This window comes from Stenotrophomonas sp. TWI1409, assembly GCF_039673015.1.
GTDB classification, from domain to species: Bacteria; Pseudomonadota; Gammaproteobacteria; order Xanthomonadales; family Xanthomonadaceae; genus Stenotrophomonas; species Stenotrophomonas maltophilia_A.
The window spans coordinates 1-21,007 of sequence record NZ_JBDJKU010000067.1; the positions used below are offsets into that span (position 1 = coordinate 1).

Sequence of the window (21,007 nt, forward strand, 5' to 3'; positions counted from 1 at the left end):
CGACCAAGGTCGGCATCTACCAACGGCGATTGCCGGCCAGCGGCCGGCACTACCCCTGCAACAACCGACGCATCGCTCTGGTAGGTGCCAACCTTGGTTGGCACGAAACCCACAGCGCCGACCAAGGTCGGCATCTACCAACACCGGTTGCCGGCCAGCGGCCGGCGCTACCCCTGCAACAACCGACGTATCGCTCTGGTAGGTGCCAACCTTGGTTGGCACGAAACCCACAGCGCCGACCAAGGTCGGCATCTACCAACGGCGATTGCCGGCCAGCGGCCGGCACTACCCCTGCAACAACCGACGCATCGCTCTGGTAGGTGCCAACCTTGGTTGGCACGAAACCCGCGGCGCCGGCCAGTGGCCGGCACTACCGGTGATGCTCAGCGCTTGTACTTCGGCACGAACACCTTGTTCACCGCATCGGCCAGCTGGTCCGGCGGCAGCAGGCCCTGGTCGAGCAGGAAGTTGTTGAACGCCAGGCGGTCGAACTTCGCGCCCAGTGCCAGCTCGGTCTGCATGCGCAGTTCCAGGATGCGGGTGTAGCCGTAGAAATAGCTGCCGGCCTGGCCCGGCATGCGCACCATGTAGCGATCCAGTTCCTGGGTGGCCATCGCCTTGGACAGGCCGACCTGCTCGATCAGCACGCGCTCGCCGTTGGCGCGGTCGGTCAGGCCGAGGTTGAGCATCGGGTCCAGCATCGCGCGCGCAGCCCGCAGCAGGCGGAACTGCAGGGCGATCATCTGCCCGTCCAGCGGCTCGTACGGCACCATCTCGGCTTCGGCATACAGCGCCCAGCCTTCCACGTTCACCGAATTGAACGCGAACATCGTGCGTGCCAGCGAGACGCCGCGCTCGACCATGGCGGTGAACTGCAGCTCGTGGCCGGGGCGGCCTTCATGCGCGCTCAGCGTCCACGCCGCCGCGCCGAAGTTGAAGTCGTCGTACTGCGCACCCGGACCGGCGGCCGGATTGCCCAGCGGCAGCACGAAGGTGCCCTGCTGCCCGGTGTTGTTGACCAGCGGCGCCGGCAGGAAGTGCGGCGCCGGGCTGGCGGCGCTCTCGGCGGCCGAACCCAGTCGCATCTGCATGGCACGCTTGGGCACGTCGACGATGGCGTGCTCGCGGATCAGCGGATCGATCGCGTCGATCACCTTGCGGTAGTGGCCTTCCAGATGATCGTCGGCGATCTTGTCAGCCTTCAGCGCGCGGATCACCGCCACCGGGTCGCTCGGGTCGGCCACCTTCAGGCCCTTGTCCTTCGCCACCAGCGGCGCCAGCTGCTGCATCGCCGATCGGGTTTCCATGAACTCCAGCTGCGCGCGCTGCATCAACAGCTTCGGGTCGATGTCGATGCCGACCTGCTTGAGCTGGTAGGCGTACAGCGGCGCCGGCAGGCGTGCGTCGGCACGTGCCTTCGGCAGCACGGTCGTGCGCGTCCAGGCGGCGTAGTCCTTCATCTGCCCGGCCAGCGCCTTCATTGCTTCATCGGCACCGGCGATCTGGTACTTCTTCAGCAGCGACTCGATACCGGTGATGTAGGTCTCGACGTTGTCCAGCGACTGCTGCACTTCGATCTTCGTCGGCTGCAGCAGGCTGCTGTCCTTCAAGCGCTCTTCATAGCGCTGGCGCGCCAGCGTGGTGAAGGCGGTGCCGCCCGGCTGCAGGCCGGCGTAGGCCTTGAGGCGGTCGAGCGCCTTGGCCCGGCGCTCGGCCGGCACCTGGTCGGACAGCAGCAGGTTGAGGCCGCTGAACACCGTCTGCGGCGCATCGCTCCACGGCAACAGGTACTTCTCGTTGAGCTCGCTGCCTTCGATGTTCTGGCTGGCGGCGTGGATCATGATCTCCAGGTCCTGGCGGACATTGGGATCCTGCTCGGTGGCCAGCTTCGCCTTCAGTTCGTCGCGGGCCTTGGCCATCGCGGCGCGGTAGCGCTTGCCGTTGTCCGGGCCGAGGTCGGCCACCTTGTCGTCGTAGCCGGGAACGCCGAAGAAGCCGGTTTCCTCCGGCTGGAACGGACCCTGTGCATCAAGCAGGATCTGCGCCAGTGCATTGCTGCGGGCCACCCAGGCCGGGCTGGCAGGAGTGGCGGCCTTGGCGGCGGGTGCAGCCAGCGCCGGCGGTGCGGACAGCAACGGGGCGGCAGTCAGGGCCAGGGCAACAGCGAGCGCAATCGGCTTCATGGGACACTCCAGCAAAGGGTTGCCCGCAACTTACGCGCTCACGGCGATGGCGACAATCGGCTGGAGGTCACGGCGCGGCTGATGGGTAGAGTCGACTGTCAGTCGACTATCGCGCGCAGCGCGGGGTTTTTCAGGCGTCTTGTGGAGAGCAGTCGACTAACAGTCGACTCTACATGGCCGCCCTTACCCGGCCGCGCGACCTGCGGTCACAGCGCGGCGGTCAGCGGGCATTCGCCACGCTCACGGCAGGCCTGCAGCTCGCACTCCCCCGCAGCCTCGTCGTCATCCAGTGCAGTCAGGTCGAAGGTCTGCTTGTCTTCGGCCAGTACATACATCACCGGGTAATCCCAGACTTCATCGCGACGGCTGCCCTGCACGAACAGCCGGCCGTGCGCATGCGGTCCTTCCAGCGCAACGGTCAGGCCGACGTCGCGCTGGCCGTTCATCGCGGTCTGCATGCTGCCCAGCGGCATCGATTCGATATGCAGCGGCTCGCCAAAGGCTTCCACCAGTTCAATACTGCAGCCCGCGCGTCGCAGCGCCTCGCGCATCGGCGGGCTCTCGCGTGCCGCCTCGCTCCAGCGCAGCACGCTCCAGGTCACCACACCCCCTGCACCACCCAGCACCAGCACCACCATCAACGGCATCGCCCAGCGCCAGTGGCGGCACCACCAACCGGCGGATGCCGGGTCATGGGCGGGAATCGGCGGTGGCAGGGTCATCGGCGGGCTCCTTCCCGTTGCTGGATCAGGGCTTGAGGCAACGTCCCAGGAAGGCTTCGGCCACGCGGTAGCGATGCAGGGCATCGGCGCCGGACAGGCCATGCTTGGCACCCGGGTAGGTCATCAGCTCGAACGGCTGTGCACGCTTCTGCAGCGCACTCATCAGGCTGGTCGAGTTGGTGAACAGTACGTTGTCATCGGCCATGCCGTGGATCAGCAGCAGCGGCGAGCGCAGGCCGTCGATATGGGTCAGCACGCGCGCTTCTCGGTAACCCGCTTCATTGCGCGCCGGCAGATCCATGTAGCGTTCGGTGTAGTGGCTGTCGTACAGGCCCCAGTCGGTGACCGGCGCACCGGCCACGCCACAGGCGTACTGGTTCGAGGCCTTGGCCAGCAGCATCAGGGTCATGTAGCCACCGTTGGACCAGCCCTGCACGCCGATGCGCGCCGGGTCCACCCACGATTGCTGCTTCAGCCAGGTCACGCCGCGCAGCTGGTCGGTCACTTCCACCGTGCCCTGCTTGCCGTACAACGCGCCACCGAAGTCACGGCCACGGCGCGGGGTGCCGCGGTTGTCCAGCGAGAACACCACGTAGCCCTGCTGGGCCAAGTACTGGTTGAACAGGTGGTCGCCACGGCCGGGCCAGCTGTCGGTGACGGTCTGGCTGGCCGGGCCACCGTAGACGTACACCGCCACCGGGTAACGCTTGGACGGATCGAAGCCGGCCGGCTTGATCAGGCTGTAGTTGAGCGGGGTCTTGCCGTCGGCCGCGGTCAGCGTGCCGAACTCGATCGGGCGCTGTGCATCGCGGTAACGCGCATACGGATGCTTCGGGTCCGCCAGATCGTTCTCGAGCAGGGTGGCGATCTTCTCGCCATTGGCGCGGAACAGTTCGATCTGCGGCGGCGTGGTGCTGTTGGACCAGCTGTCGACATAGACGCTGGCATTGCGGGCGAAGCTGGCGCTGTGCATGCCCGGTGCCTTGGACAGGCGCTGCGGCTCACCGCCCTGCAGCGACACCGCGTAGATCTGGCTTTCGCGCGAGGTCTCGATGCCGGCGCGGAAGTAGGCCTTGCCAGCCTTCTCATCGACCGCCAGCAGTTCGTCCACCGGCCAGTTGCCGTGGGTCAACGCGGTGGCCTTGCCCTTGCTGTCGATGCGGTACAGATGCTGGAAACCGGTGCGCTCGGACGACCACAGCACGCTGCCGTCATCGAGGAAACGCAGGCTGTTGTGCAGCGGCACCCAGGTCGGGCTGGTCTCGTGGGCGAGCACGCGCTGGCGATTGGAATCGAGCGCCACTTCCACCAGGTCCAGCTGCTTCTGGTCGCGCGACTGGCGCTGGAAGCTCAGGTGCTGCGCATCGCGCCAATCGACACGAGCCAGATAGATGTCCTGTTCCTTGCCGAGGTCGACCCAGCGCGGCTGCGCATCGGCGGCCGGTGCGATCACGCCCAGCTGCACGCGCACGTTGGCGTCGCCCGCGGCCGGGTAACGCTGCTCGATCACGTCGGTGCGGTCGGCGTAGACCTCGTAGCGCTTCTGCACCGGCACCGGTGCTTCATCGATGCGCGCGAAGGCGATGGCCGAATCATCCGGCGCCCACCAGTAGCCGGTGTGGCGGTCCATTTCCTCGTCGGCGACGAACTCGGCCACGCCGTTGCCGATGGTGGTGCTGCCGTCGCGGGTGAGCTGCAGCTGCTTGCCGCTGGCCAGGTCGATCACCCACAGGTTGCGGCCGCGGATGAAGCTGACGAAACCGCCCTTGGGCGACAGCTTGGCGTCGGTGGCGAATCCTTCACCGTGGGTCAGCTGGCGCACTGCGGCCTGGCCCTGCTGCTTGAGGTCGTACAGGTACAGCTCACCGCCCAACGGGAACAGCAGGCGCTGCGCGTCCGGCGACCACTGGTAATCGACGATACCGGTCATCGCGGCGATGCGCTGGCGCTCGCGGCGGGCCTTTTCCTCATCACTGAGGGTCTCGGTGCCGGGCAGCACCACCTTCGAATCCACCAGCAGGCGGGTCTGGCCGCTGCCGATGTCATAGGTCCACAGGTCCAGCTGGTTGCGGTCGCTGTCCTTGCCGCGCAGGAAGCTGACCTGCGAACCATCGGGGGCGACCTTCGGCTTCATCAGGGTCGGGCCGGAAAGCGGCAGCGGGCCGGTGATGGCTTCCAGGGTCAGCTTTTCAGCGTGGGCGGCGGTACTGGTGGCGAGCATGAGGGCGAGCGAAGCGAACAGGTGGCGCATGGAGGATCCCGGCAAACGGCAGGTCCGCCACCGCGATGGACGCGGGGCGGTCGTCCCCCATCCTAACCAAGCCCGTGCGGGAAGGCAGCATGACCTTCTGCCCATGAGGCATGCCGACCAACGGTCGGCACCCACCGTTCCGGGTCAACGCTGGCCGAACAGGTGCTTGCGCTCTTCGTCGCTGAGCGGCTTGCCGGCGTTGGGGTTCACCTGCTGGCGCAGGGCATAGGCGCGCTGGGTGGCCGGGCGTGCAGCAATCGCTTCGTGCCAGCGCTTGAGGTTCGGGAACGCGGCGAAATCCACCGGCAGCTTGTCGTAGGCGCCGATCCACGGGTAGCTGGCCATGTCGGCGATGGTGTACGCGTCCCCGGCCAGGAAGGCGTGCTGGGCCAGGCGCTTGTCCATCACCCCGTGCAGGCGGCGCACTTCGTTGTCATAGCGCTCGATCGCATACGGGATCTTCTCCGGCGCATACACATTGAAGTGGCCCATCTGGCCGCTCATCGGACCCAGGCCAGCCATCTGCCAGAACAGCCACTCCAGGGTGGTCACGCGGCCGCGCGGGTCGCTGGGCAGGAACTGGCCGGTCTTCTCGGCCAGATACAGCAGGATCGCGCCGGACTCGAACACGCTCTGCGGGGCGCCGCCATCGGCCGGGGCGTGGTCGACAATCGCAGGCATCTTGTTGTTCGGCGAGATCGCAAGGAATTCCGGCTTGAACTGGTCGCCCGAGCCGATGTTGACCGGATGGATGCGGTACTCCAGGCCGGCTTCTTCCAGCAGCAGGGTCACTTTGTGGCCGTTCGGGGTGGGCCAGTAATACAGGTCGATCATGGCGGCGGCTCGGGGTGCGGAAAGGAACCTGAAGTCTAGTGCGAGAGTTGGGTTGGCACCGTCACGACGGGCCGGTAACCTCGCGGCTCCCCCGAAACGCACTGTCCTGCATGAGCCACAGTCCTCGCCCCCTGTCCCCGTTGTCCTCGCTGATCTTCGCCTCGCGCTGGCTGCAGCTGCCGCTGTACCTGGGCCTGATCCTTGCCCAGTGCGTCTACGTGTTCCTGTTCGGCAAGGAACTGTGGCACCTGCTGTCCCACTCGGTCTCGATGGGCGAACAGCAGATCATGCTGATCGTGCTGGGCCTGATCGACGTGGTGATGATCTCCAATCTGCTGGTGATGGTGATCGTCGGTGGCTACGAGACCTTCGTCTCGCGCCTGCGCCTGGAAGGCCACCCGGACCAGCCGGAATGGCTGAGCCACGTCAACGCCAGCGTGCTGAAGGTGAAGCTGGCAATGGCGATCATCGGCATCTCCTCGATCCACCTGCTGAAGACTTTCATCGCCACCAGCGCGCTGAAGGGACTGCCGCTGTGCAAGCCGGAACAATGGGCAGCAGCAGTGTCGTCGGCTTCGACCAGCTTCTACAACGCTGGTGTCGATACCTGCACGACCATGACCCAGGAAGGCGTGCTGTGGCAGACCATCATCCACTGCGTGTTCATCCTGTCGGCGATCGGTATTGCCTGGACCGACAAGCTGATGTCCAACAGCCACAGCAAGTCGCACGACCACTGATGCGGCAACCGGCAGCGATCCTTCGCCGCTGCCCCATCCCGGCCCCTGCCCCTTGTACGCGGCGGTGGCCGGGATGCTAGATTGCACCCTCGCCGTTGCCGGCGGTGGCGTCGGGAAACGTCATCGTTCCGCGCCCGGACCACAGGTCCCGGCCATGCGTATCAATGATTTACGTCACGTCGTCTTCTAGAGGGGAGCAGGATGTCGCACGTCTCAACGATCACCGCCGCGCGCCGGTGGCTGCCGGTTGCTTTGGCACTGGCGCTGGCCGCCTGCTCGGGAAAGGAAGAATCTGCAGCACCGGCCCCGGCCGCCGCACCCGCCGCTGCTGCACCGGCCGCACCGGTGGTCGCCGCCAAGGTGCAGTCCATGGGCACCGAACAGCTGCGTGAATCGGCCAGCCAGGCATTGCGCGAGAACCGCATGTACGCGCCGGCCGGCGACAACGCCATCGAGTACTACCTCGCCCTGCGCGACAAGACACCGGACGACGCGTCGGTGAAGAGCGCGCTGACCGACCTGCTGCCCTACACCCTGATCGCCGCCGAGCAGCACCTGGGCCGCGAGGACTACACCGAGGCGCAGCGCCTGGTGGCACTGATCGAGAAGGTGGACGCCTCCGCTCCCGCCCTGCCGCGCCTGAAGGAAGGCCTGGCCAAGGGCGTGGAAAATGCGGCCAAGCGCAGCGAGACCGAAGCCGAGAAGGCCAAGAAGGACGCCGAAGACCGGACCAAGCAGCAGGCCGAACAGCAGCGCCTGACCGAGCAGCGCGCCAAGGAAGCCGATGCGGCCAAGCAGATTGCCGCGCAGCAGGATGCCGCACGCCGCGACAACGAGCGCCAGGAGGCCGAGCGCCAGGCCGCGGCCCGTCGCGATGCCGAACAGAAACAGCAGCAGGCCGCCGCCCAACAGGCCAGCGCCGCACGCCAGGCAGCCGCCGCGGCAGCTCCCACCCTCCGCCCGGTCAGCACGCCGGCGCCGCGCTATCCGGCCGAGGCACTGCGTTCGGGAACGTCGGGCGAAGTGCTGGTGGAGATCACCGTCGGTACCGACGGCTCAGTGGTCAGCGCCCGCGTGCTGCGCGCGACGTCGGGACGGACCTTCGACCGCGAAGCCCTGAACGCGGTCAAGCGCTGGCGCTTCGAGCCGGTCAACGCGCCGGTCACCACCCGCCGCACCCTGGTGTTCGCACCGGGCGGCTGACCGCAAAAAAGGGGACGGAGGGGATTAAGTCGTTTCCGCCCCTTGATGACGCCAAGGCCCGGCATGTCCGGGCCTTGTCCGTTTCAGGCAGCGCCATCAATCAGGCGCTGCAACGCCGGATCGCGCGCAGCCAGCACCTGGAACAGGCCTAGCGCATGCAGGCCGGGCAGCAACGCACGCAGGTCGGCTTCGGCAGTGGCGCGGGTGGCATCATCGCTGGTGGGATCCTGCCAGGCACGGACGCTGGCCAGGAAGGCACCGACGCTGCCCTTGCGCACGGTGAGGCCATTTACCTGCACCTCGTTCTGATGGTCCGGAAGAATGTCCTGTGGCTGCATGGGGAAGCGCTCCGTTGAAGTGGGCTCCAGTGTCGGGGCCCGGACGCGACGTTTCTGCCGTATAACTGCCAATCGATATGGCAGATCAGACAACCACCGCATTGATTGACCCGGCACTGGCCAATGCCGCCGACGGGCCTGCGTTGCTGGGGGCGCAGCTGCGCCTGCCGGGTCCGCGCCGCACGGCACGCCACCAGCACGCCCGCGGGCAGCTGCTGGGTGCACATCAGGGCCTGCTGCGGATCGAGGTGGGCGACCTGCACTGGCTGCTGCCGGCGGGTCATGTCGCCTGGATACCACCTTCGCTGCCCCACGCTCTGGCCAGTACCAGCGCGTTCGACGGCTGGAGCCTGTACTTCAGCGCGCAGGCCTGCACCGACCTGCCTGCAGCCCCTCGCATCTTCCAGCCGGGGCCGCTGCTGCAGGCCGCGGTGATTCGGGCGCTGCAGTGGCCGCATGTTCCACTGGATGCCACACAGGCACGACTGGCCGGTGTGATCGCCGATGAGATTGCCGCCAGCAAGCCTCTGCCGCTTGCCCTGCCACAACCGCGTGACCGTCGCCTGCGACGGATCGCTGCCGCACTCGCACGTTCACCGGACGACCTTCGCAGCGTCGAGGACTGGGCGGCCGCGATTGGACTGTCCAGCCGCAGCCTGGCGCGCCACTGGCTGGCCGAGACCCAGATGACGCTGAGCCAGTGGCGGCAACGCCTGCGGGTGTTGCTGGCGCTGCCACGCCTGCTGTCCGGCGAACCGGTGATCAGCGTCGCGCTGTCGATGGGCTACGACACACCCAGTGCCTTCATCGCCGTGTTCAAGCGCGAGATGGGGGTGACGCCTGCGCGGTATGGAAAAGGGGACGGAGGGGATTAAGTCGCTTCTGCCCTCCCCCACATCAACTCGCGGCATCGCCTGATGCCCTTCGCGGTCACGGAGGCGGCAGGCTGATGATTCCTTGAACCCCCTGAACTGCCATGCCTCGACAAGCACGCCTGATGTTGGCCGAACAGCCGTATCACGTAACCCAGCGCGGTGTGAACAAGGGGGCGATCTTCGTTGACGATATCGACCGCCAGCTGTTTCTGCACCTTTTGCACAGCGCCTTCCTGAAGCATCAGGTCGCGCTGCATGCCTATGTACTGATGGGCAATCACGTCCATCTATTGGCCACACCCTCCACTCAGGCCGGCTTGGCCAACGCGATGCGGATGCAGGGCAACAACTATGTCCAGGCGTTCAATCAGCGGCATGAGCGCAGCGGACCACTCTGGCAGGGCCGCTTCCATTCTTCGATGGTGGACAGCGACGCCTATCTGCTCAGCGTTTATCGCTACATCGAACTCAATCCGGTTCGTGCAGGCATGACAGGCGCCCCGGAAGATCACCCATGGTCGAGCGTGCATGGAAACCTGCAGCGCCGCGATGATCCAATGCTGACAGAACACCCCGCCTTTCAGGCACTGGCCTCGACCAAGCGACAGCGGACGACGCTCTATGCGCAGTTCCTGCGGGACGTGAACGCGTCCGCCGACCTGCCGGCAATACGCGCGCGCAGTGCCGGGCAGCATCCGTTGGGAAATGCAGCTTACCTGCGGATGGTGGAACAGACACTGGGCCGCCCCGTGGTGCTGCGCAAGCGGGGGCGCCCTCAGAAAAAGGGGGCGGAGGGTTAAAAACGACTTAATCCCCTCCGTCCCCTTTTTGCAGTCAGCCCGAGATCGCCAGACGCTCGTTGTGGTAACGGCGCACGGCGGCGAACCACAGCACTGCGGCCAGGCCAAGGCTGGCGCCGAGATAGATCGCCCACACCGCAGGCGTGATCGTCTCGTGGCGGATCACCTTCAGCAGCATCTGGTTCTGCGACAGGAACGGCACCGCGTACTGCCACAGCTCGCTCTTCAGCGGGTACGCCACCAGTGCGTAGCCAGGCATCATCGGCAGCAGCATCAGCCAGGTCATGTGGCTCTGCGCTTCCTTCATGCTCTTGGCCGCCGCCGACAGGAAGGTCAGCAGCGAGGTGCCGATCATCAGCATCGGCAACATCACCAGCAGCATCTGCAGCATCGAACCGACGTTCATGTTGAACTGGCGGCCGATGTTGCCGGGCGCGATCTGTGCGCTCACCTTGAACGCCACCAGGGTCAGCAGCAGCGATACGAACCCGACCACGCAGGCGGCGGCGATCTTGCCGCTGACAATGGCGCTGCGCGAGCCGGGCGTGGCCAGCAGCGGCTCCAGTGACTGCCGCTCGCGCTCGCCGGCGGTGGCATCCATCACCAGATAGGCGCCGCCGATGAACGAGGTCAGCGTGAGCAGCACCGGCAGCAGCATCGACAGGATCATGCCGCGCTTGGCCTCGGCACTGGCCAGGTCCTGGCGCGCCACATCCAGCGGCCGCGCCACCTGTGCGTCGATGCCGCGCGCCATCAATCGCAGTGCCCCCACCTGGCCGTTGTAGGTGGCCAGTGCCGCCTCCAGACGTGCGCTGGGCACTTCGGCGGCACGACGGGTACTGTCCTTGATCACCTCCACCAGCGCCGGCTTGCCATCGGCCCAGTCCTTGCCGAAGTCATCGCTGATGCGCAGCGCCACGTCGATGTCCTGGCTGCGGATGGCCTCGGCCAGGTCCTTCGGCGCCGGTGTGGTGTTCAGCCCCTGCGCGGCGAGGAAACGCACCAGATTGGGGGCGTTCTCCGCACCGATGGTCGGAATCTGCAGCGGTTGTTCGATCTGGGTGCGTACCCGGCTCTCGGCCAGCTTGCCCATGCCCAGCAGCAGCACCGGGTACAGCAGCGGCCCGAACAGCAGGGTCAGCAGCAGCGTGCGGCGATCACGGGAAAGGTCGCGCAGTTCCTTGCGCATCACCGTCATCAGGGTCGACATCATGCTCATGCGTGCAGGCCCTCTTCGCTGCCGATCAGTTTCACGAACGCGTCTTCCAGGTTGGATTCGCCGGCTTGCGCACGCAGTTCATCGGCGCTGCCGGCAGCCATCACCGTGCCCTTGGCGATGATCACGATGTGATCGCACAGCGCGGCCACCTCCTGCATGATGTGGCTGGACAGGATCACGCAGCGGCCCTCTTCGCGCAGGCCCAGCAGGAAGCGGCGCAGTGCGCGCGTGGTCATCACGTCCAGGCCGTTGGTCGGCTCATCCAGAATGACGTTGCGCGGGTCGTGCACCAGCGCGCGGGCGATCGCGGTCTTGGTGCGCTGGCCCTGCGAGAAGCCATCGGTCTGGCGGTCGAGGATGTCACCCATGTCCAGGGCATGCGACAGCACTTCGATGCGTTCGCGGATGCGCTCGGCCGACAGGCCATGCAGCTCGCCGAAGTAGGCGATGTTCTCGCGCGCGGTCAGGCGCTTGTAGACGCCACGCGCATCGGGCAGCACGCCAAGGTGGCGGCGTACTTCCACCGGATTGCGTGCGGCGTCGACACCATCGACGCTGATGCTGCCCTGGTCCGGGGTCATCAGCGTGTACAGCATGCGCATGGTGGTGGTCTTGCCGGCACCATTGGGGCCCAGCAGGCCGGTGATGCGGCCGTCCTCGGCGCGGAAGCCGACATTGGAGACCGCCTGGATGCGGCCGGTGCGGGTGTCGAAAGCCTTGTGCAGGTTGTCGGCGACGATCATGGTTCCCATCCGTTGAACGAGGTGAACGCCGGCACGTAGCTCAGCGTGTCCAGGCAGCCGGCATCCAGCGCCTTGGCATCGGTCTTGTCGATGAACTGGCCGAGCAGGCGCGGCATGCAGCCAGCACTCAGCGTGCCGTGGCCCTGGCCGCGGGCGACCAGCGCGCGGCCATTGGGCAGGCCCTTGAGGACCTGTTCGGCATAGCGCGGTGGCGTCACCGGGTCGAGTTCACCGGACAGCAGCAGCGCCGGTACGTCGCTGCGCAGCGGCACGGCATTGGCCGCTGGCGCCGGCTGGTGCGGCCATACCGGGCAGGCCGCGAAGAAGGCACTGGCCACGTCGTTGCCGAACAGTCGCTCCGGGTCCTCGGCCGGCGCCTTGTAGCGCGGCGCATCCTCGCTGCAGATCACCGACCACTGCATGCCTCGGTTGATCTGGAAATCCATGCTGCGGTTCGCACCGCGTGCCAGCGACGCCAGCGGTGCATAGCGGCCATGCGCGGCTTCATCGAGCACCAGCGGCAGCAGCGAGGAATACTGCGGCACATAGGAGAAGGCGAACGCCAGGCCGATCACGCTGTCCGGACTCAGCACATCCTGCCGGGTCTGGTTGGTGCCTGGGTCGCGATACTCCACCGAGACCGGCGCACGGCGCAGGGTCTCGACCACGCTGCGCAGCTGCGCGCGGGTGTCGGTCGGGAAGCGTTTGCTGCAGGCGGCATCCTTGCGGCACTGCGCCGACTGCAGGGCGATCGCATCCTCGAACGTCGTGGCGAAGTCGCCGCCCACCACCAGTTCATTGGGCACTACGCCATCGATGACGATGCTGCGGGTGTGCTGCGGATAGGCACCGGCATAGCGCTGGGCCACGCGGGTACCGTAGGAGCCGCCGACCAGGTTGATCCGGTCCACGCCCAAGGCCTGGCGTACCGCATCCAGGTCGGCGATGGCTTCGGTGGTGGTGTAGAAGCGGGCATCGGCACGCCCCTGCAGCGAGGCCGCGCAGCGCTGCGCGTAGTCGCGCAGCGACGCCTCGGTGGGAGCGGCGTCCTCGTCCATCTGCAGGTCCTTACCGTCCGCGCCGAGGCAGCTGAGCGGGTTGGAGCCACCGGTACCCCGCTGGTCGACAAGGAAGATGTCGCGCTGCTTGCGCACCTGGCGCAGCGCGGTATCGACGATGACCGCCACTTCGCTGGCCGCCTGGCCGGGGCCACCGGCCAGGAAGAACACCGGATCGGGCTGGCTGGAGCCGCTGCTGCCCGATTCCAGCCAGGCGATGCGCAGGCCAATACGTCGGCCATCGGGCTGGGCCCGGTCTTCCGGCACCTGCAGGGTGGCGCACTGCGCTTCCACGTTGGCGCTGGCGCCTTCGGTGGACAACGTGCAGGGCTGGAAGTCGATCGTGCCGAAACGGCGGCTGGGTGCATCGCTGGCGCTTTCGGCGCCGGGTGACGGTGACTGGCTGCAACCGGCAAGCATCAGGCTGGCCAACGCTGCGGCCAACGCGAGGTGGTGTCTTTGCATCGTGCTCGTTTCCCCTGGAGGACGTTCCTGGCAACCACGACGGGCTGCCGCGGAAGATGTGACTCAACTTACACGGGCACGGCGTCGTCGGCGATGGGCAGACGCGAAATCTCCGCGGGCGTGGCGCAGGCCAGGCGGTCGCGGCCTGCGGCCTTGGCCCGGTACAGCGCCGCATCCGCCGCTGCCAGCAGCGTGGACAGGTCGCCATGGCCGTCGTCCATGGCCAGGCCGATGCTGGCGGTGACCGTCACCGGCCCGGTGCCCAGCCGCGCCGGCTTCTGCTGCAGAGCGGTACGGATCGCGGCGGCCCACGCCATCGCTTCACCCTGTGTGCTGCCGGCCAGCACCAGCACGAACTCCTCGCCACCGTAGCGGCCCAGCAGCGTGTCGTGGCCCTGCAAACCATGCTGCAGCAGCGCAGCGAAGTGACGCAGTACCTGGTCACCGGCCAGGTGGCCCCAGCGGTCGTTGATCTGCTTGAAGTGATCGACGTCGACCAGCAGCAGGGCCAGTGGCCGGCCCTGCCGACGCAGCCGCTGCAACTGCGCCTGGCCATCGGCCAGCACCGCGCTGCGGTTGAGCAGCCCGGTCAGGCCATCGGTGCGTGCCGCACGCCGCAGATCGACCAGCATGCGCTCGACCAGCAGCAGCACCATCGCGAAACATCGCGCCAGCTCCAGCATCACCCCGGCAATGTAGGTGACGAACATCGGCGTGCCGGTGCGCATGATGTCCTCACCGGCATCGGGCGCCACCGGCAGGAACAGGCGCACCGCGTACAGTGCCGCCTCGGCCAGGAACACCGCCGCCGCCAGACGGCAGCTGGTGCGCTGCTGCACGGGGGCATGCCGCAGCAGCAGCCATGCGATCCAGCCATCGACCAGCAGCGTGAACACACTGAACACCTGCAGGCGCACGCCCAGGTCCGGCCAGAACACCAGGAAGGCGAAGATGCAGGCCATGAACGCGGCCGCCAACAACAACGGCCGCCACAGCGGCAGCGGCTGTTCCAGATGCAGCGCCACGCCGCGCAGCATCAGCACCGCGCAACCGGCCATCGCCGCATTACCGGCCAGTATGGCCGGCGCCAACGGCAGGTAGGGGCGCAGCGCAAGCAGGGTCACGCCCAGGGTCAGCAGCCACAGGCTGGCGGTCCACAGGCGCAGCACCGGTTGCCCGCGCAGCACCACCAGCAGCAATGAGAACCCCACGGCGATGCCGATGCAGAGCAGGAAGCCAAGCACGGTGATGGTGGGGAAATCCAGGGACATGCGGCGCTCATCGGCCGGGGCGGCGCGCGCATCTTAGCGCCTTGCGGTGCGATCCCCGTGGCACTGCCTGGCCCGATGGCGATGCCGGGTCTGAAAACGGCGAGCATGACGGCCGGTGCGTGCGCAGAATCCGGGGAAAACCAAGGAGACGCCCATGCATGCGTGGTACCTCGGTGGCCTCGACCACCGCCCCTTCCAGCATCTGTTCGAGAAGAGTGACACCGCGCTGGCTGCGCTGGGCATCCAGCGTCGCTGGGCCGGCGAAACAGGAGGACACCCCTGCCGGATCGGCCTTAGCGATCCGCCCAGCGGCAGCGAGCTGCTGCTGTTGTCCCATGTGCACCTGCCGCTGCACTCGCCCTATCACGCCTCGGGCCCGATCTTCGTGCAGCGTGGCGTAACGCGCTGCGTGCTGCCGCCGGGCGAGGTACCCGCCTATGTACAGCGCCGTACGATCTCGTTGCGCGCCTATGACCACGCTGCATTGATGCTGGCCGCAGAGATCAGCGCGGGCAGTGATGTTGCCGCCCGGCTGGACGCGCTGTTTGCCGACCCTGCCGTGGCCTTCGTGCAACTGCACAACGCGGCCCACGGCTGCTTCTCGTGCCAGGCAGATCGGGTGGGTATGCCGGCGACGTAGCAGGATCTCCACGACGTGATCGATGCCACGCCGAAGACGTGATGGTCAACGCATCCGTTCAGTCCCGCGTGAAGCCTGCGGGAAGGGCTTCACACCCCCAGTCACGGATCGGCGCTTCGGTGGTTCCGCACCCTGCATCGCGACTCGATACTCGCTGTGGTGCCGCCGAAAGTCCGCCGTGCAGCGTAGCTCCTGCGGTCACCGTTTTCTTTCGACGACCACAAGGAAGCGCCATGTCATTCCGATCCACACCGCTGTTGCTGGCCACCTCGTTCGCCGCTGCGGGCCTGTGCCTGGCCGGCAACGCATTCGCCCACGGCACCATGACCACGCCGGTCAGCCGCGTCTATGCCTGTTTCCAGGGCAATCCGGAGAACCCGACCAACCCGGCCTGTGCTGCCGCCAAGGCCGTCGGTGGTTCGCAGGCGTTCTACGACTGGAACGGCATCAATCAGGCCAACGCCAACGGCAACCACCAGGCCGTAGTGCCCGATGGCAAGCTGTGCAGCGGCAACAACCCGACCTTCCGCGGGCTGGATGTGAACCGCAGCGACTGGCAGACCACGCCGATCCAGCCAGATGCCAACGGCAAGTTCACCTTCGTGTTCAAGGCAACCGCACCGCACGCCACGCGTGACTGGCGCTTCTTCGTCACCCGCGACGGCTGGCAGCCGGGTAGTCCGCTGCGCTGGGCCGACCTGCAGGAGTTCTGCACGCTGGGCAACACGCCGCTGTCGGCCGATGGCACCTACAAGCTGCAGTGCACGCTGCCGCAGCGCAGCGGCCAGCATGTGATCTACAACACCTGGCAGCGCTCGGATTCAACCGAAGCGTTCTACACCTGCATGGACGTGCGCTTTGAAGGTGGCGGTGGCGGCACCCCGCCGGTACCGCAATGGCAGGATGCCGGCCCGGTCACCGCACGCGGCGAGCTGCCGGTCGGCACCACCCTGGCGTTGCGCGTGTTCAACGCCAACGGCAATGACGTCGAACGCGTGGAAGCGACCCTGGCCAGTGGCCAGACTGCGGCCGCGCAGTGGCCGTTGGCGCTGGCCCGCAAGGTCAATGCCAGTGCCCAGCATGCGCGCGTGGGCGTGCTCAACAACGGTGTGATCACGCCCTCCGCCTCGGCCACCGACAACCGCGTGTACCTGAAGAACGGCAACCGCTTCCAGCTCGATACCCAGGTGCCGGACCCCGGCACGCCATCAACGGGCGGTGATTTCGACCACGTGTATCCCGCCGGTATCGGCAGCTACGTGCCGGGCCAGACCGTGGTGAAGGGCGGCGACGGCAAGCTGTATGCCTGCCGCCCGTTCCCGGAAGGTGCATGGTGCAACGTCAACGCCGAAGCCTACCGGCCGGGCGTGGGTGCAGCATGGCGCGATGCGTGGATCGCGTACTGAGGCAGTGATGCGGGAGGCGGTGCACAGTGCACCGCCTTTCGCCCGGCTGGCGGCACAGTGAGCACCGTGTTGCAGATCGAACACAGCCGCCATCGATTTCAAACTTGTCCGATGTTGCCGACGGCCCTGCATGTGAAGACTGCGCGAGGTTTCCCACACTTCGCAAAGGAGTTCCTGCATGCACCTGTCCCACCGGGCAGTCCTCGCTCTGTCCGTCGTTGCCGGCCTGGCCCTGTCCGGCAGCGCCCTCGCCCACGGCACCATGTCCAAGCCGCTCAGCCGCGTGAAGCAGTGCCACGAAGGCAATCCGGAAAACCCGACCAACCCGGCCTGTGCCGCGGCCAAGGCCATCGGCGGCGCGCAGCCGTTCTATGACTGGAGCGCGATCGCCCACGGCAACGCCAATGGCAACCACCGCGACCTGGTGCGCGATGGCGAGCTGTGCAGCGCCAGCATCCCCAAGTACCGCGGCCTCGATCTGAATCGCAGCGACTGGCCGACCACGCCGATGCGCGCCGATTCGCGTGGCCGCTACACCTTCGAATTCCTGGCGCCGGCGCCGCACGCCACCCGCGAGTGGAAGTTCTACGTCACCCGTGACGGTTGGCAGCCGGGCAGCCCGCTGCGCTGGGCCGACCTGCAGGAATTCTGCACCCTGGGCAACGTGCCGCTGTCCGAAGGCGGTGTCTACAAGCTGGACTGCCCGCTGCCCAAGCGCACTGGCCAGCACATCATCTACAACACCTGGCAGCGCTCGGATTCGCAGGAAGCCTTCTACACCTGCATGGACGTGCGCTTCGAAGGTGGCGGTGGCGTGGTTCCGCCGCCGCAGTGGCAGGATGCCGGCGCGGTGACCGCCAATGGCGCACTGGACGTGGACAGCACCGTGACCCTGCGTGTGTTCAATGCCAACGGCAACGATCTGGAGCGCGTGGAAACCAAGCTGGCCGCTGGCCAGACCAGCCCGACTCAGTGGCCGCTGGCCCTGGCCCGCAAGGTCAATGCCAGCGCACAGCACGCGCGCGTGGGCGTGATGAAGAACGGCGTGATCACGCCGGTCGCCTCGGCCACCGACAACCGCGTGTACCTGAAGCCGGGCAACCGCTTCCAGCTTGAAACCCAGGTGCCGGATCCGGGCCCGATCGATCCGGTCGATCCACCGGGCGGCGACTTCGACTTCGTGTACCCGGCCGGCCTCGGCAGCTACAAGCCGGGCGAGACCGTGGTGAAGGGCACCGACGGCAAGCTGTATGCCTGCCGCCCGTTCCCGGAAGGCGCTTGGTGCAACATCAATGCCGATGCCTATCGTCCGGGCACCGGCTATGCGTGGCGCGACGCCTGGATCGCGTACTGAGGCAGGACACCGGGGGCGGCGTGATGCCGCCCCTGGTTCATGGGCTGCCGGCCAGCGGCCGGCACTACCAGGGTCCACGCGGTTGCCGGCCAGCGGCCGGCACTACCCTGACTTACTTGCTGCTGACGTACTTCTCGCGGCGGATCTGCGGGTTGCCCAGGCCAGCGGCCTTCAGCAGTTCGGCACAGGCATCGACCATGTCCGGGTTGCCGCACAGGTAGGCGATGTCGGTGGCCGGGTCCGGGGTGAAGCCGGCCAGCGCCTGCTGGACGTAGCCGTGCTGCACGTCCGGGTGCGGATCAGCCGGCAGTTCGCGCGACAGGCATGGAACATAGCGGAAGTTCGGGTGTTTTTCGGCGAAGCTGTAGAAATCTTCGCTATACAGCAGCTCGCCCGGGCTGCGCGCGCCCTGCAGCAGCACGATCTGCACGCCGCGCTCGGCCATGGCCGTTTCCAGCAGCGGCAGCATCGAGCGGTACGGGGTAACGCCGGTGCCGGTGGCGATCAGCAGGTAGCGGGCGTTGTGATCACCGGGGTTCAGGCAGAACCGGCCATAGGGGCCGGACGCACTGATCTGGCCGCCCTGCTCCAGCGCCTCGAACAGGGCCGTGGCGGCGCCACCGGGGACGAAACTGACCGCGATATCCACCGCCTCGCCCGGGCCCAGCGCGTGGTCGTGGATGGTCGCCAGCGAGTAGCTGCGCTTGGTTTCGGTGCCGTCGGCGTAGCTGAAATGGACCTGGATGAACTGGCCGGGCTGGAAATCCAGCGGCTGCCCATCGTCACGCACGAACTGGTAGTGGCCGACGGTCGGGGCCAGCATGCGGCAGCCGACCAGCTTGAGGGGGAATTGAACAGGCACGACTTTTCGGGACAGTGTGTAGCCGGGGCAAGCCCTCGGGGTCTTCTATAATAGCCCCTCCCCGCCCCTCTCCAGCGCCAGCCCATGGGCGCGAAGGCTTCGAGCTTGGCATCCCAGAACGATACGGCGCCCGCCCTGCGCGTGCGCGACCTGCGCAAGACCTATGACAACGGCACCCAGGCCCTGAAGGGCGTTTCCCTGGAAGTGGCCCCGGGCGACTTCTTCGCCCTGCTCGGCCCCAACGGTGCCGGCAAGTCCACCCTGATCGGCATCATCAGCTCCCTGGTCAACCTCAGCGAGGGCCAGGTGGAAGTGTTCGGCAGCGACCTGGTGCGCAACCGCAGCGCCACCATGCGCCTGATCGGGCTGGTGCCGCAGGAGATCAACTTCAACCTGTTCGAAAAGCCCTTCGACATCCTGGTGAACTACGCCGGTTTCTACGGCGTGCCGCGCAAGGAAGCCGAGCAGCGTGCCGAAGAGGAACTGAAGCGGGCGCACCTGTGGGAAAAGGCACAGGTGATGAGCCGTACGCTGTCCGGCGGCATGAAGCGCCGACTGATGATCGCCCGCGCGATGATGACCCGCCCGCGCCTGCTGATCCTGGACGAGCCGACCGCGGGCGTGGACATCGAGATCCGCCGCGACATGTGGCGCGTGCTGAAGGAGATCAACGCCGCCGGCACCACGATCATCCTCACCACGCACTACCTGGAAGAAGCCGAGTACCTGTGCCGCCACCTGGCGATCATCAATCATGGCCAGATCGTCGAGCAGGGGCCGATGCGCACCCTGCTGGCCAAGCTGGACGTGGAAGGCTTCCTGCTGGACATCGACGGTGACCTGCCGGCGCAGCTGCCGGTGATCGAAGGCGCGACGCTGACCGCACCGGACCCGCACACGCTGGACATCGACATGCCGCGCGCAATGGACCTCAACCGCGTGTTTGCCACGCTCAACGAGTCCGGTATCCGTGTGCGTTCGATGCGTACCAAGAGCAACCGCCTGGAGGAGCTGTTCGTGCGCCTCACCGGCAACCTGGAGAAGCCTGCATGAGCACCACCGAGCTGACCGACGGCCAGCGCAACCGCGTCGCACTGATGACCATCGTGCGCCGCGAAGTCGCCCGCATCATGCGCATCTGGGGCCAGACCCTGGTGCCGCCGGCGATCACCATGACCCTGTACTTCCTGATCTTCGGCAACCTGATCGGGTCGCGCGTGGGGGACATGGGCGGCTACACCTACATGCAGTTCATCGTGCCGGGCCTGGTGATGATGAGCGTGATCCAGAACAGCTACGGCAACATCAGCTCCTCGTTCTTCGGCGCCAAGTTCGGCCGCCACGTGGAAGAGCTGCTGGTCAGCCCGATGCCGAACTGGGTGATCCTGTGGGGCTACGTGGCCGGTGCGGTGCTGCGCGGCCTGATGGTGGGCGTGATCGTGCTGATCATCGCGATGTTCTTCACCCCGGTGCGCATCCCGCACCCGCTGGTGATGCTGACCACGGTGATCCTGGGTGCGACGATCTTCTCGCTGGCCGGTTTCATCAACGCGGTGTATGCGAAGAAGTTCGATGACGTGGCGATCGTGCCGACCTTCATCCTGACCCCGCTGACCTACCTGGGTGGCGTGTTCTATTCGGTGAAGCTGCTGCCGGGCTGGGCCGAGGCCGCCACGCACGCGAATCCGATCTTCTACATGGTCAATGCATTCCGCTATGGCCTGCTGGGCAGCAGCGATGTGCCGGTGGTGGTGGCGTATGCGCTGATGATCGGTTTCGTGGTGGTGCTGACGGCGCTGGCGCTGTGGCTGCTGCGCCGTGGCGTGGGCATGCGCAGCTGAGGGTTGCCTGCAGGGCCTGCGGCCCTGCACCCGCCGAATCAACGTCAACGTCAACTTCTACGGCAACGTCAAAAGCTGGCATTCCGTGGGTTGGCGGGGTGGATCCGGTTGCGGGGGACGCTGCAAGTCCCCCTCCGGGGCCCGGCCCAGCCGCTGGCGGCTGTGCGTTCGGGCGCTTGCGAAGCAATGCTTCGCAAGCAAA

19 protein-coding genes are annotated in these 21,007 nt (G+C 66.8%); 9 read left to right on the forward strand and 10 right to left on the reverse strand.

What is annotated here, in order from left to right; all coding sequences use genetic code 11:
* Nucleotides 1-383 precede the first annotated feature (383 nt).
* The 4 genes from ABE423_RS17365 to ABE423_RS17380 form a co-directional block, all read right to left on the reverse strand.
* Nucleotides 384-2,183 (reverse strand): DUF885 domain-containing protein, encoded by a 1,800-nt coding sequence (locus tag ABE423_RS17365; protein ID WP_180838682.1) that lies wholly within the window; start codon nucleotides 2,181-2,183, stop codon nucleotides 384-386.
* Between the two features lie 206 nt (nucleotides 2,184-2,389).
* A complete protein-coding gene (locus tag ABE423_RS17370) occupies nucleotides 2,390-2,905 on the reverse strand; it encodes a cytochrome c oxidase assembly factor Coa1 family protein (protein WP_293798438.1) in 516 nt (171 codons plus the stop codon).
* Between the two features lie 25 nt (nucleotides 2,906-2,930).
* Complete coding sequence (locus tag ABE423_RS17375) at nucleotides 2,931-5,156, reverse strand: S9 family peptidase (protein ID WP_032129127.1); 2,226 nt, start codon at nucleotides 5,154-5,156, stop codon at nucleotides 2,931-2,933.
* Between the two features lie 144 nt (nucleotides 5,157-5,300).
* Nucleotides 5,301-5,990, reverse strand: a complete 690-nt coding sequence (locus tag ABE423_RS17380) for a glutathione binding-like protein (protein ID WP_032129128.1) — start codon at nucleotides 5,988-5,990, stop codon at nucleotides 5,301-5,303.
* 110 nt (nucleotides 5,991-6,100) lie between these two features.
* Between ABE423_RS17380 and ABE423_RS17385 the strand changes: the two genes are divergently transcribed.
* Entirely contained in the window at nucleotides 6,101-6,730 is a 630-nt protein-coding gene (locus ABE423_RS17385) for a TIGR00645 family protein (RefSeq protein ID WP_032129129.1), read from the forward strand.
* Nucleotides 6,731-6,931: 201 nt separating this feature from the next.
* Complete coding sequence (locus tag ABE423_RS17390) at nucleotides 6,932-7,933, forward strand: energy transducer TonB (protein ID WP_125895406.1); 1,002 nt, start codon at nucleotides 6,932-6,934, stop codon at nucleotides 7,931-7,933.
* A gap of 83 nt (nucleotides 7,934-8,016) precedes the next feature.
* Here the strand turns inward: ABE423_RS17390 and ABE423_RS17395 are convergent, their stop codons facing one another.
* Complete coding sequence (locus tag ABE423_RS17395) at nucleotides 8,017-8,271, reverse strand: hypothetical protein (RefSeq protein ID WP_049462828.1); 255 nt, start codon at nucleotides 8,269-8,271, stop codon at nucleotides 8,017-8,019.
* Between the two features lie 77 nt (nucleotides 8,272-8,348).
* On the opposite strand from ABE423_RS17395, the gene ABE423_RS17400 reads away from it, so the two are divergent.
* Both ABE423_RS17400 and ABE423_RS17405 read left to right on the forward strand, forming a co-directional pair.
* Nucleotides 8,349-9,146, forward strand: coding sequence for a helix-turn-helix transcriptional regulator (locus ABE423_RS17400; RefSeq protein ID WP_279913401.1), 798 nt, complete (start codon nucleotides 8,349-8,351; stop codon nucleotides 9,144-9,146).
* 101 nt (nucleotides 9,147-9,247) lie between these two features.
* Nucleotides 9,248-9,946 carry a transposase gene (locus ABE423_RS17405; RefSeq protein WP_346486921.1) on the forward strand — a complete coding sequence of 233 codons (699 nt, stop codon included), beginning with the start codon at nucleotides 9,248-9,250 and terminating at the stop codon, nucleotides 9,944-9,946.
* A gap of 34 nt (nucleotides 9,947-9,980) precedes the next feature.
* Here ABE423_RS17405 and ABE423_RS17410 read toward each other — a convergent pair whose 3' ends face one another.
* The 4 genes from ABE423_RS17410 to ABE423_RS17425 form a co-directional block, all read right to left on the reverse strand.
* Nucleotides 9,981-11,165 (reverse strand): ABC transporter permease, encoded by a 1,185-nt coding sequence (locus tag ABE423_RS17410; protein WP_346486922.1) that lies wholly within the window; start codon nucleotides 11,163-11,165, stop codon nucleotides 9,981-9,983.
* Nucleotides 11,162-11,908, reverse strand: coding sequence for an ATP-binding cassette domain-containing protein (locus ABE423_RS17415; RefSeq protein ID WP_012512433.1), 747 nt, complete (start codon nucleotides 11,906-11,908; stop codon nucleotides 11,162-11,164). Before ABE423_RS17415 ends, ABE423_RS17410 begins: the two co-directional genes overlap by 4 nt.
* Nucleotides 11,905-13,431, reverse strand: a complete 1,527-nt coding sequence (locus ABE423_RS17420; protein ID WP_197615696.1) for an alpha/beta hydrolase — start codon at nucleotides 13,429-13,431, stop codon at nucleotides 11,905-11,907. Before ABE423_RS17420 ends, ABE423_RS17415 begins: the two co-directional genes overlap by 4 nt.
* A 68-nt stretch (nucleotides 13,432-13,499) precedes the next feature.
* On the reverse strand, nucleotides 13,500-14,702 hold the full coding sequence (locus ABE423_RS17425; protein ID WP_125895401.1) for a GGDEF domain-containing protein: 1,203 nt from the start codon (nucleotides 14,700-14,702) through the stop codon (nucleotides 13,500-13,502).
* Between the two features lie 154 nt (nucleotides 14,703-14,856).
* Here ABE423_RS17425 and ABE423_RS17430 point away from each other — a divergent pair, with 154 nt between their 5' ends.
* From ABE423_RS17430 to ABE423_RS17440, 3 genes are all read left to right on the forward strand, one after another.
* Nucleotides 14,857-15,342, forward strand: coding sequence for a DUF1203 domain-containing protein (locus ABE423_RS17430; protein ID WP_346486925.1), 486 nt, complete (start codon nucleotides 14,857-14,859; stop codon nucleotides 15,340-15,342).
* Between the two features lie 233 nt (nucleotides 15,343-15,575).
* Nucleotides 15,576-16,748, forward strand: a complete 1,173-nt coding sequence (locus ABE423_RS17435; RefSeq protein ID WP_346486927.1) for a lytic polysaccharide monooxygenase — start codon at nucleotides 15,576-15,578, stop codon at nucleotides 16,746-16,748.
* 178 nt (nucleotides 16,749-16,926) lie between these two features.
* Nucleotides 16,927-18,102, forward strand: coding sequence for a lytic polysaccharide monooxygenase (locus ABE423_RS17440; protein ID WP_346486929.1), 1,176 nt, complete (start codon nucleotides 16,927-16,929; stop codon nucleotides 18,100-18,102).
* Nucleotides 18,103-18,214: 112 nt separating this feature from the next.
* Here ABE423_RS17440 and ABE423_RS17445 read toward each other — a convergent pair whose 3' ends face one another.
* Complete coding sequence (locus ABE423_RS17445; protein ID WP_080291795.1) at nucleotides 18,215-18,964, reverse strand: ferredoxin--NADP reductase; 750 nt, start codon at nucleotides 18,962-18,964, stop codon at nucleotides 18,215-18,217.
* An 84-nt stretch (nucleotides 18,965-19,048) separates the two neighbouring features.
* On the opposite strand from ABE423_RS17445, the gene ABE423_RS17450 reads away from it, so the two are divergent.
* The gene (locus ABE423_RS17450) at nucleotides 19,049-20,017 is read left to right on the forward strand and encodes an ABC transporter ATP-binding protein (protein ID WP_253143688.1); all 969 of its coding nucleotides are present in this window, start codon (nucleotides 19,049-19,051) and stop codon (nucleotides 20,015-20,017) included.
* On the forward strand, nucleotides 20,014-20,805 hold the full coding sequence (locus tag ABE423_RS17455) for an ABC transporter permease (RefSeq protein WP_253143687.1): 792 nt from the start codon (nucleotides 20,014-20,016) through the stop codon (nucleotides 20,803-20,805). Before ABE423_RS17450 ends, ABE423_RS17455 begins: the two co-directional genes overlap by 4 nt.
* Nucleotides 20,806-21,007 lie beyond the last annotated feature (202 nt).

Coding starts and splice junctions, on each gene's coding strand:
- ABE423_RS17365 (WP_180838682.1), bottom strand. CDS start 2,183: ATGAAGCCGATTGCGCTCGCTGTTGCCCTGGCCCTGACTGCCGCCCCG.
- ABE423_RS17370 (WP_293798438.1), bottom strand. CDS start 2,905: ATGACCCTGCCACCGCCGATTCCCGCCCATGACCCGGCATCCGCCGGT.
- ABE423_RS17375 (WP_032129127.1), bottom strand. CDS start 5,156: ATGCGCCACCTGTTCGCTTCGCTCGCCCTCATGCTCGCCACCAGTACC.
- ABE423_RS17380 (WP_032129128.1), bottom strand. CDS start 5,990: ATGATCGACCTGTATTACTGGCCCACCCCGAACGGCCACAAAGTGACC.
- ABE423_RS17385 (WP_032129129.1), top strand. CDS start 6,101: ATGAGCCACAGTCCTCGCCCCCTGTCCCCGTTGTCCTCGCTGATCTTC.
- ABE423_RS17390 (WP_125895406.1), top strand. CDS start 6,932: ATGTCGCACGTCTCAACGATCACCGCCGCGCGCCGGTGGCTGCCGGTT.
- ABE423_RS17395 (WP_049462828.1), bottom strand. CDS start 8,271: ATGCAGCCACAGGACATTCTTCCGGACCATCAGAACGAGGTGCAGGTA.
- ABE423_RS17400 (WP_279913401.1), top strand. CDS start 8,349: ATGGCAGATCAGACAACCACCGCATTGATTGACCCGGCACTGGCCAAT.
- ABE423_RS17405 (WP_346486921.1), top strand. CDS start 9,248: ATGCCTCGACAAGCACGCCTGATGTTGGCCGAACAGCCGTATCACGTA.
- ABE423_RS17410 (WP_346486922.1), bottom strand. CDS start 11,165: ATGAGCATGATGTCGACCCTGATGACGGTGATGCGCAAGGAACTGCGC.
- ABE423_RS17415 (WP_012512433.1), bottom strand. CDS start 11,908: ATGATCGTCGCCGACAACCTGCACAAGGCTTTCGACACCCGCACCGGC.
- ABE423_RS17420 (WP_197615696.1), bottom strand. CDS start 13,431: ATGCAAAGACACCACCTCGCGTTGGCCGCAGCGTTGGCCAGCCTGATG.
- ABE423_RS17425 (WP_125895401.1), bottom strand. CDS start 14,702: ATGTCCCTGGATTTCCCCACCATCACCGTGCTTGGCTTCCTGCTCTGC.
- ABE423_RS17430 (WP_346486925.1), top strand. CDS start 14,857: ATGCATGCGTGGTACCTCGGTGGCCTCGACCACCGCCCCTTCCAGCAT.
- ABE423_RS17435 (WP_346486927.1), top strand. CDS start 15,576: ATGTCATTCCGATCCACACCGCTGTTGCTGGCCACCTCGTTCGCCGCT.
- ABE423_RS17440 (WP_346486929.1), top strand. CDS start 16,927: ATGCACCTGTCCCACCGGGCAGTCCTCGCTCTGTCCGTCGTTGCCGGC.
- ABE423_RS17450 (WP_253143688.1), top strand. CDS start 19,049: ATGGGCGCGAAGGCTTCGAGCTTGGCATCCCAGAACGATACGGCGCCC.
- ABE423_RS17455 (WP_253143687.1), top strand. CDS start 20,014: ATGAGCACCACCGAGCTGACCGACGGCCAGCGCAACCGCGTCGCACTG.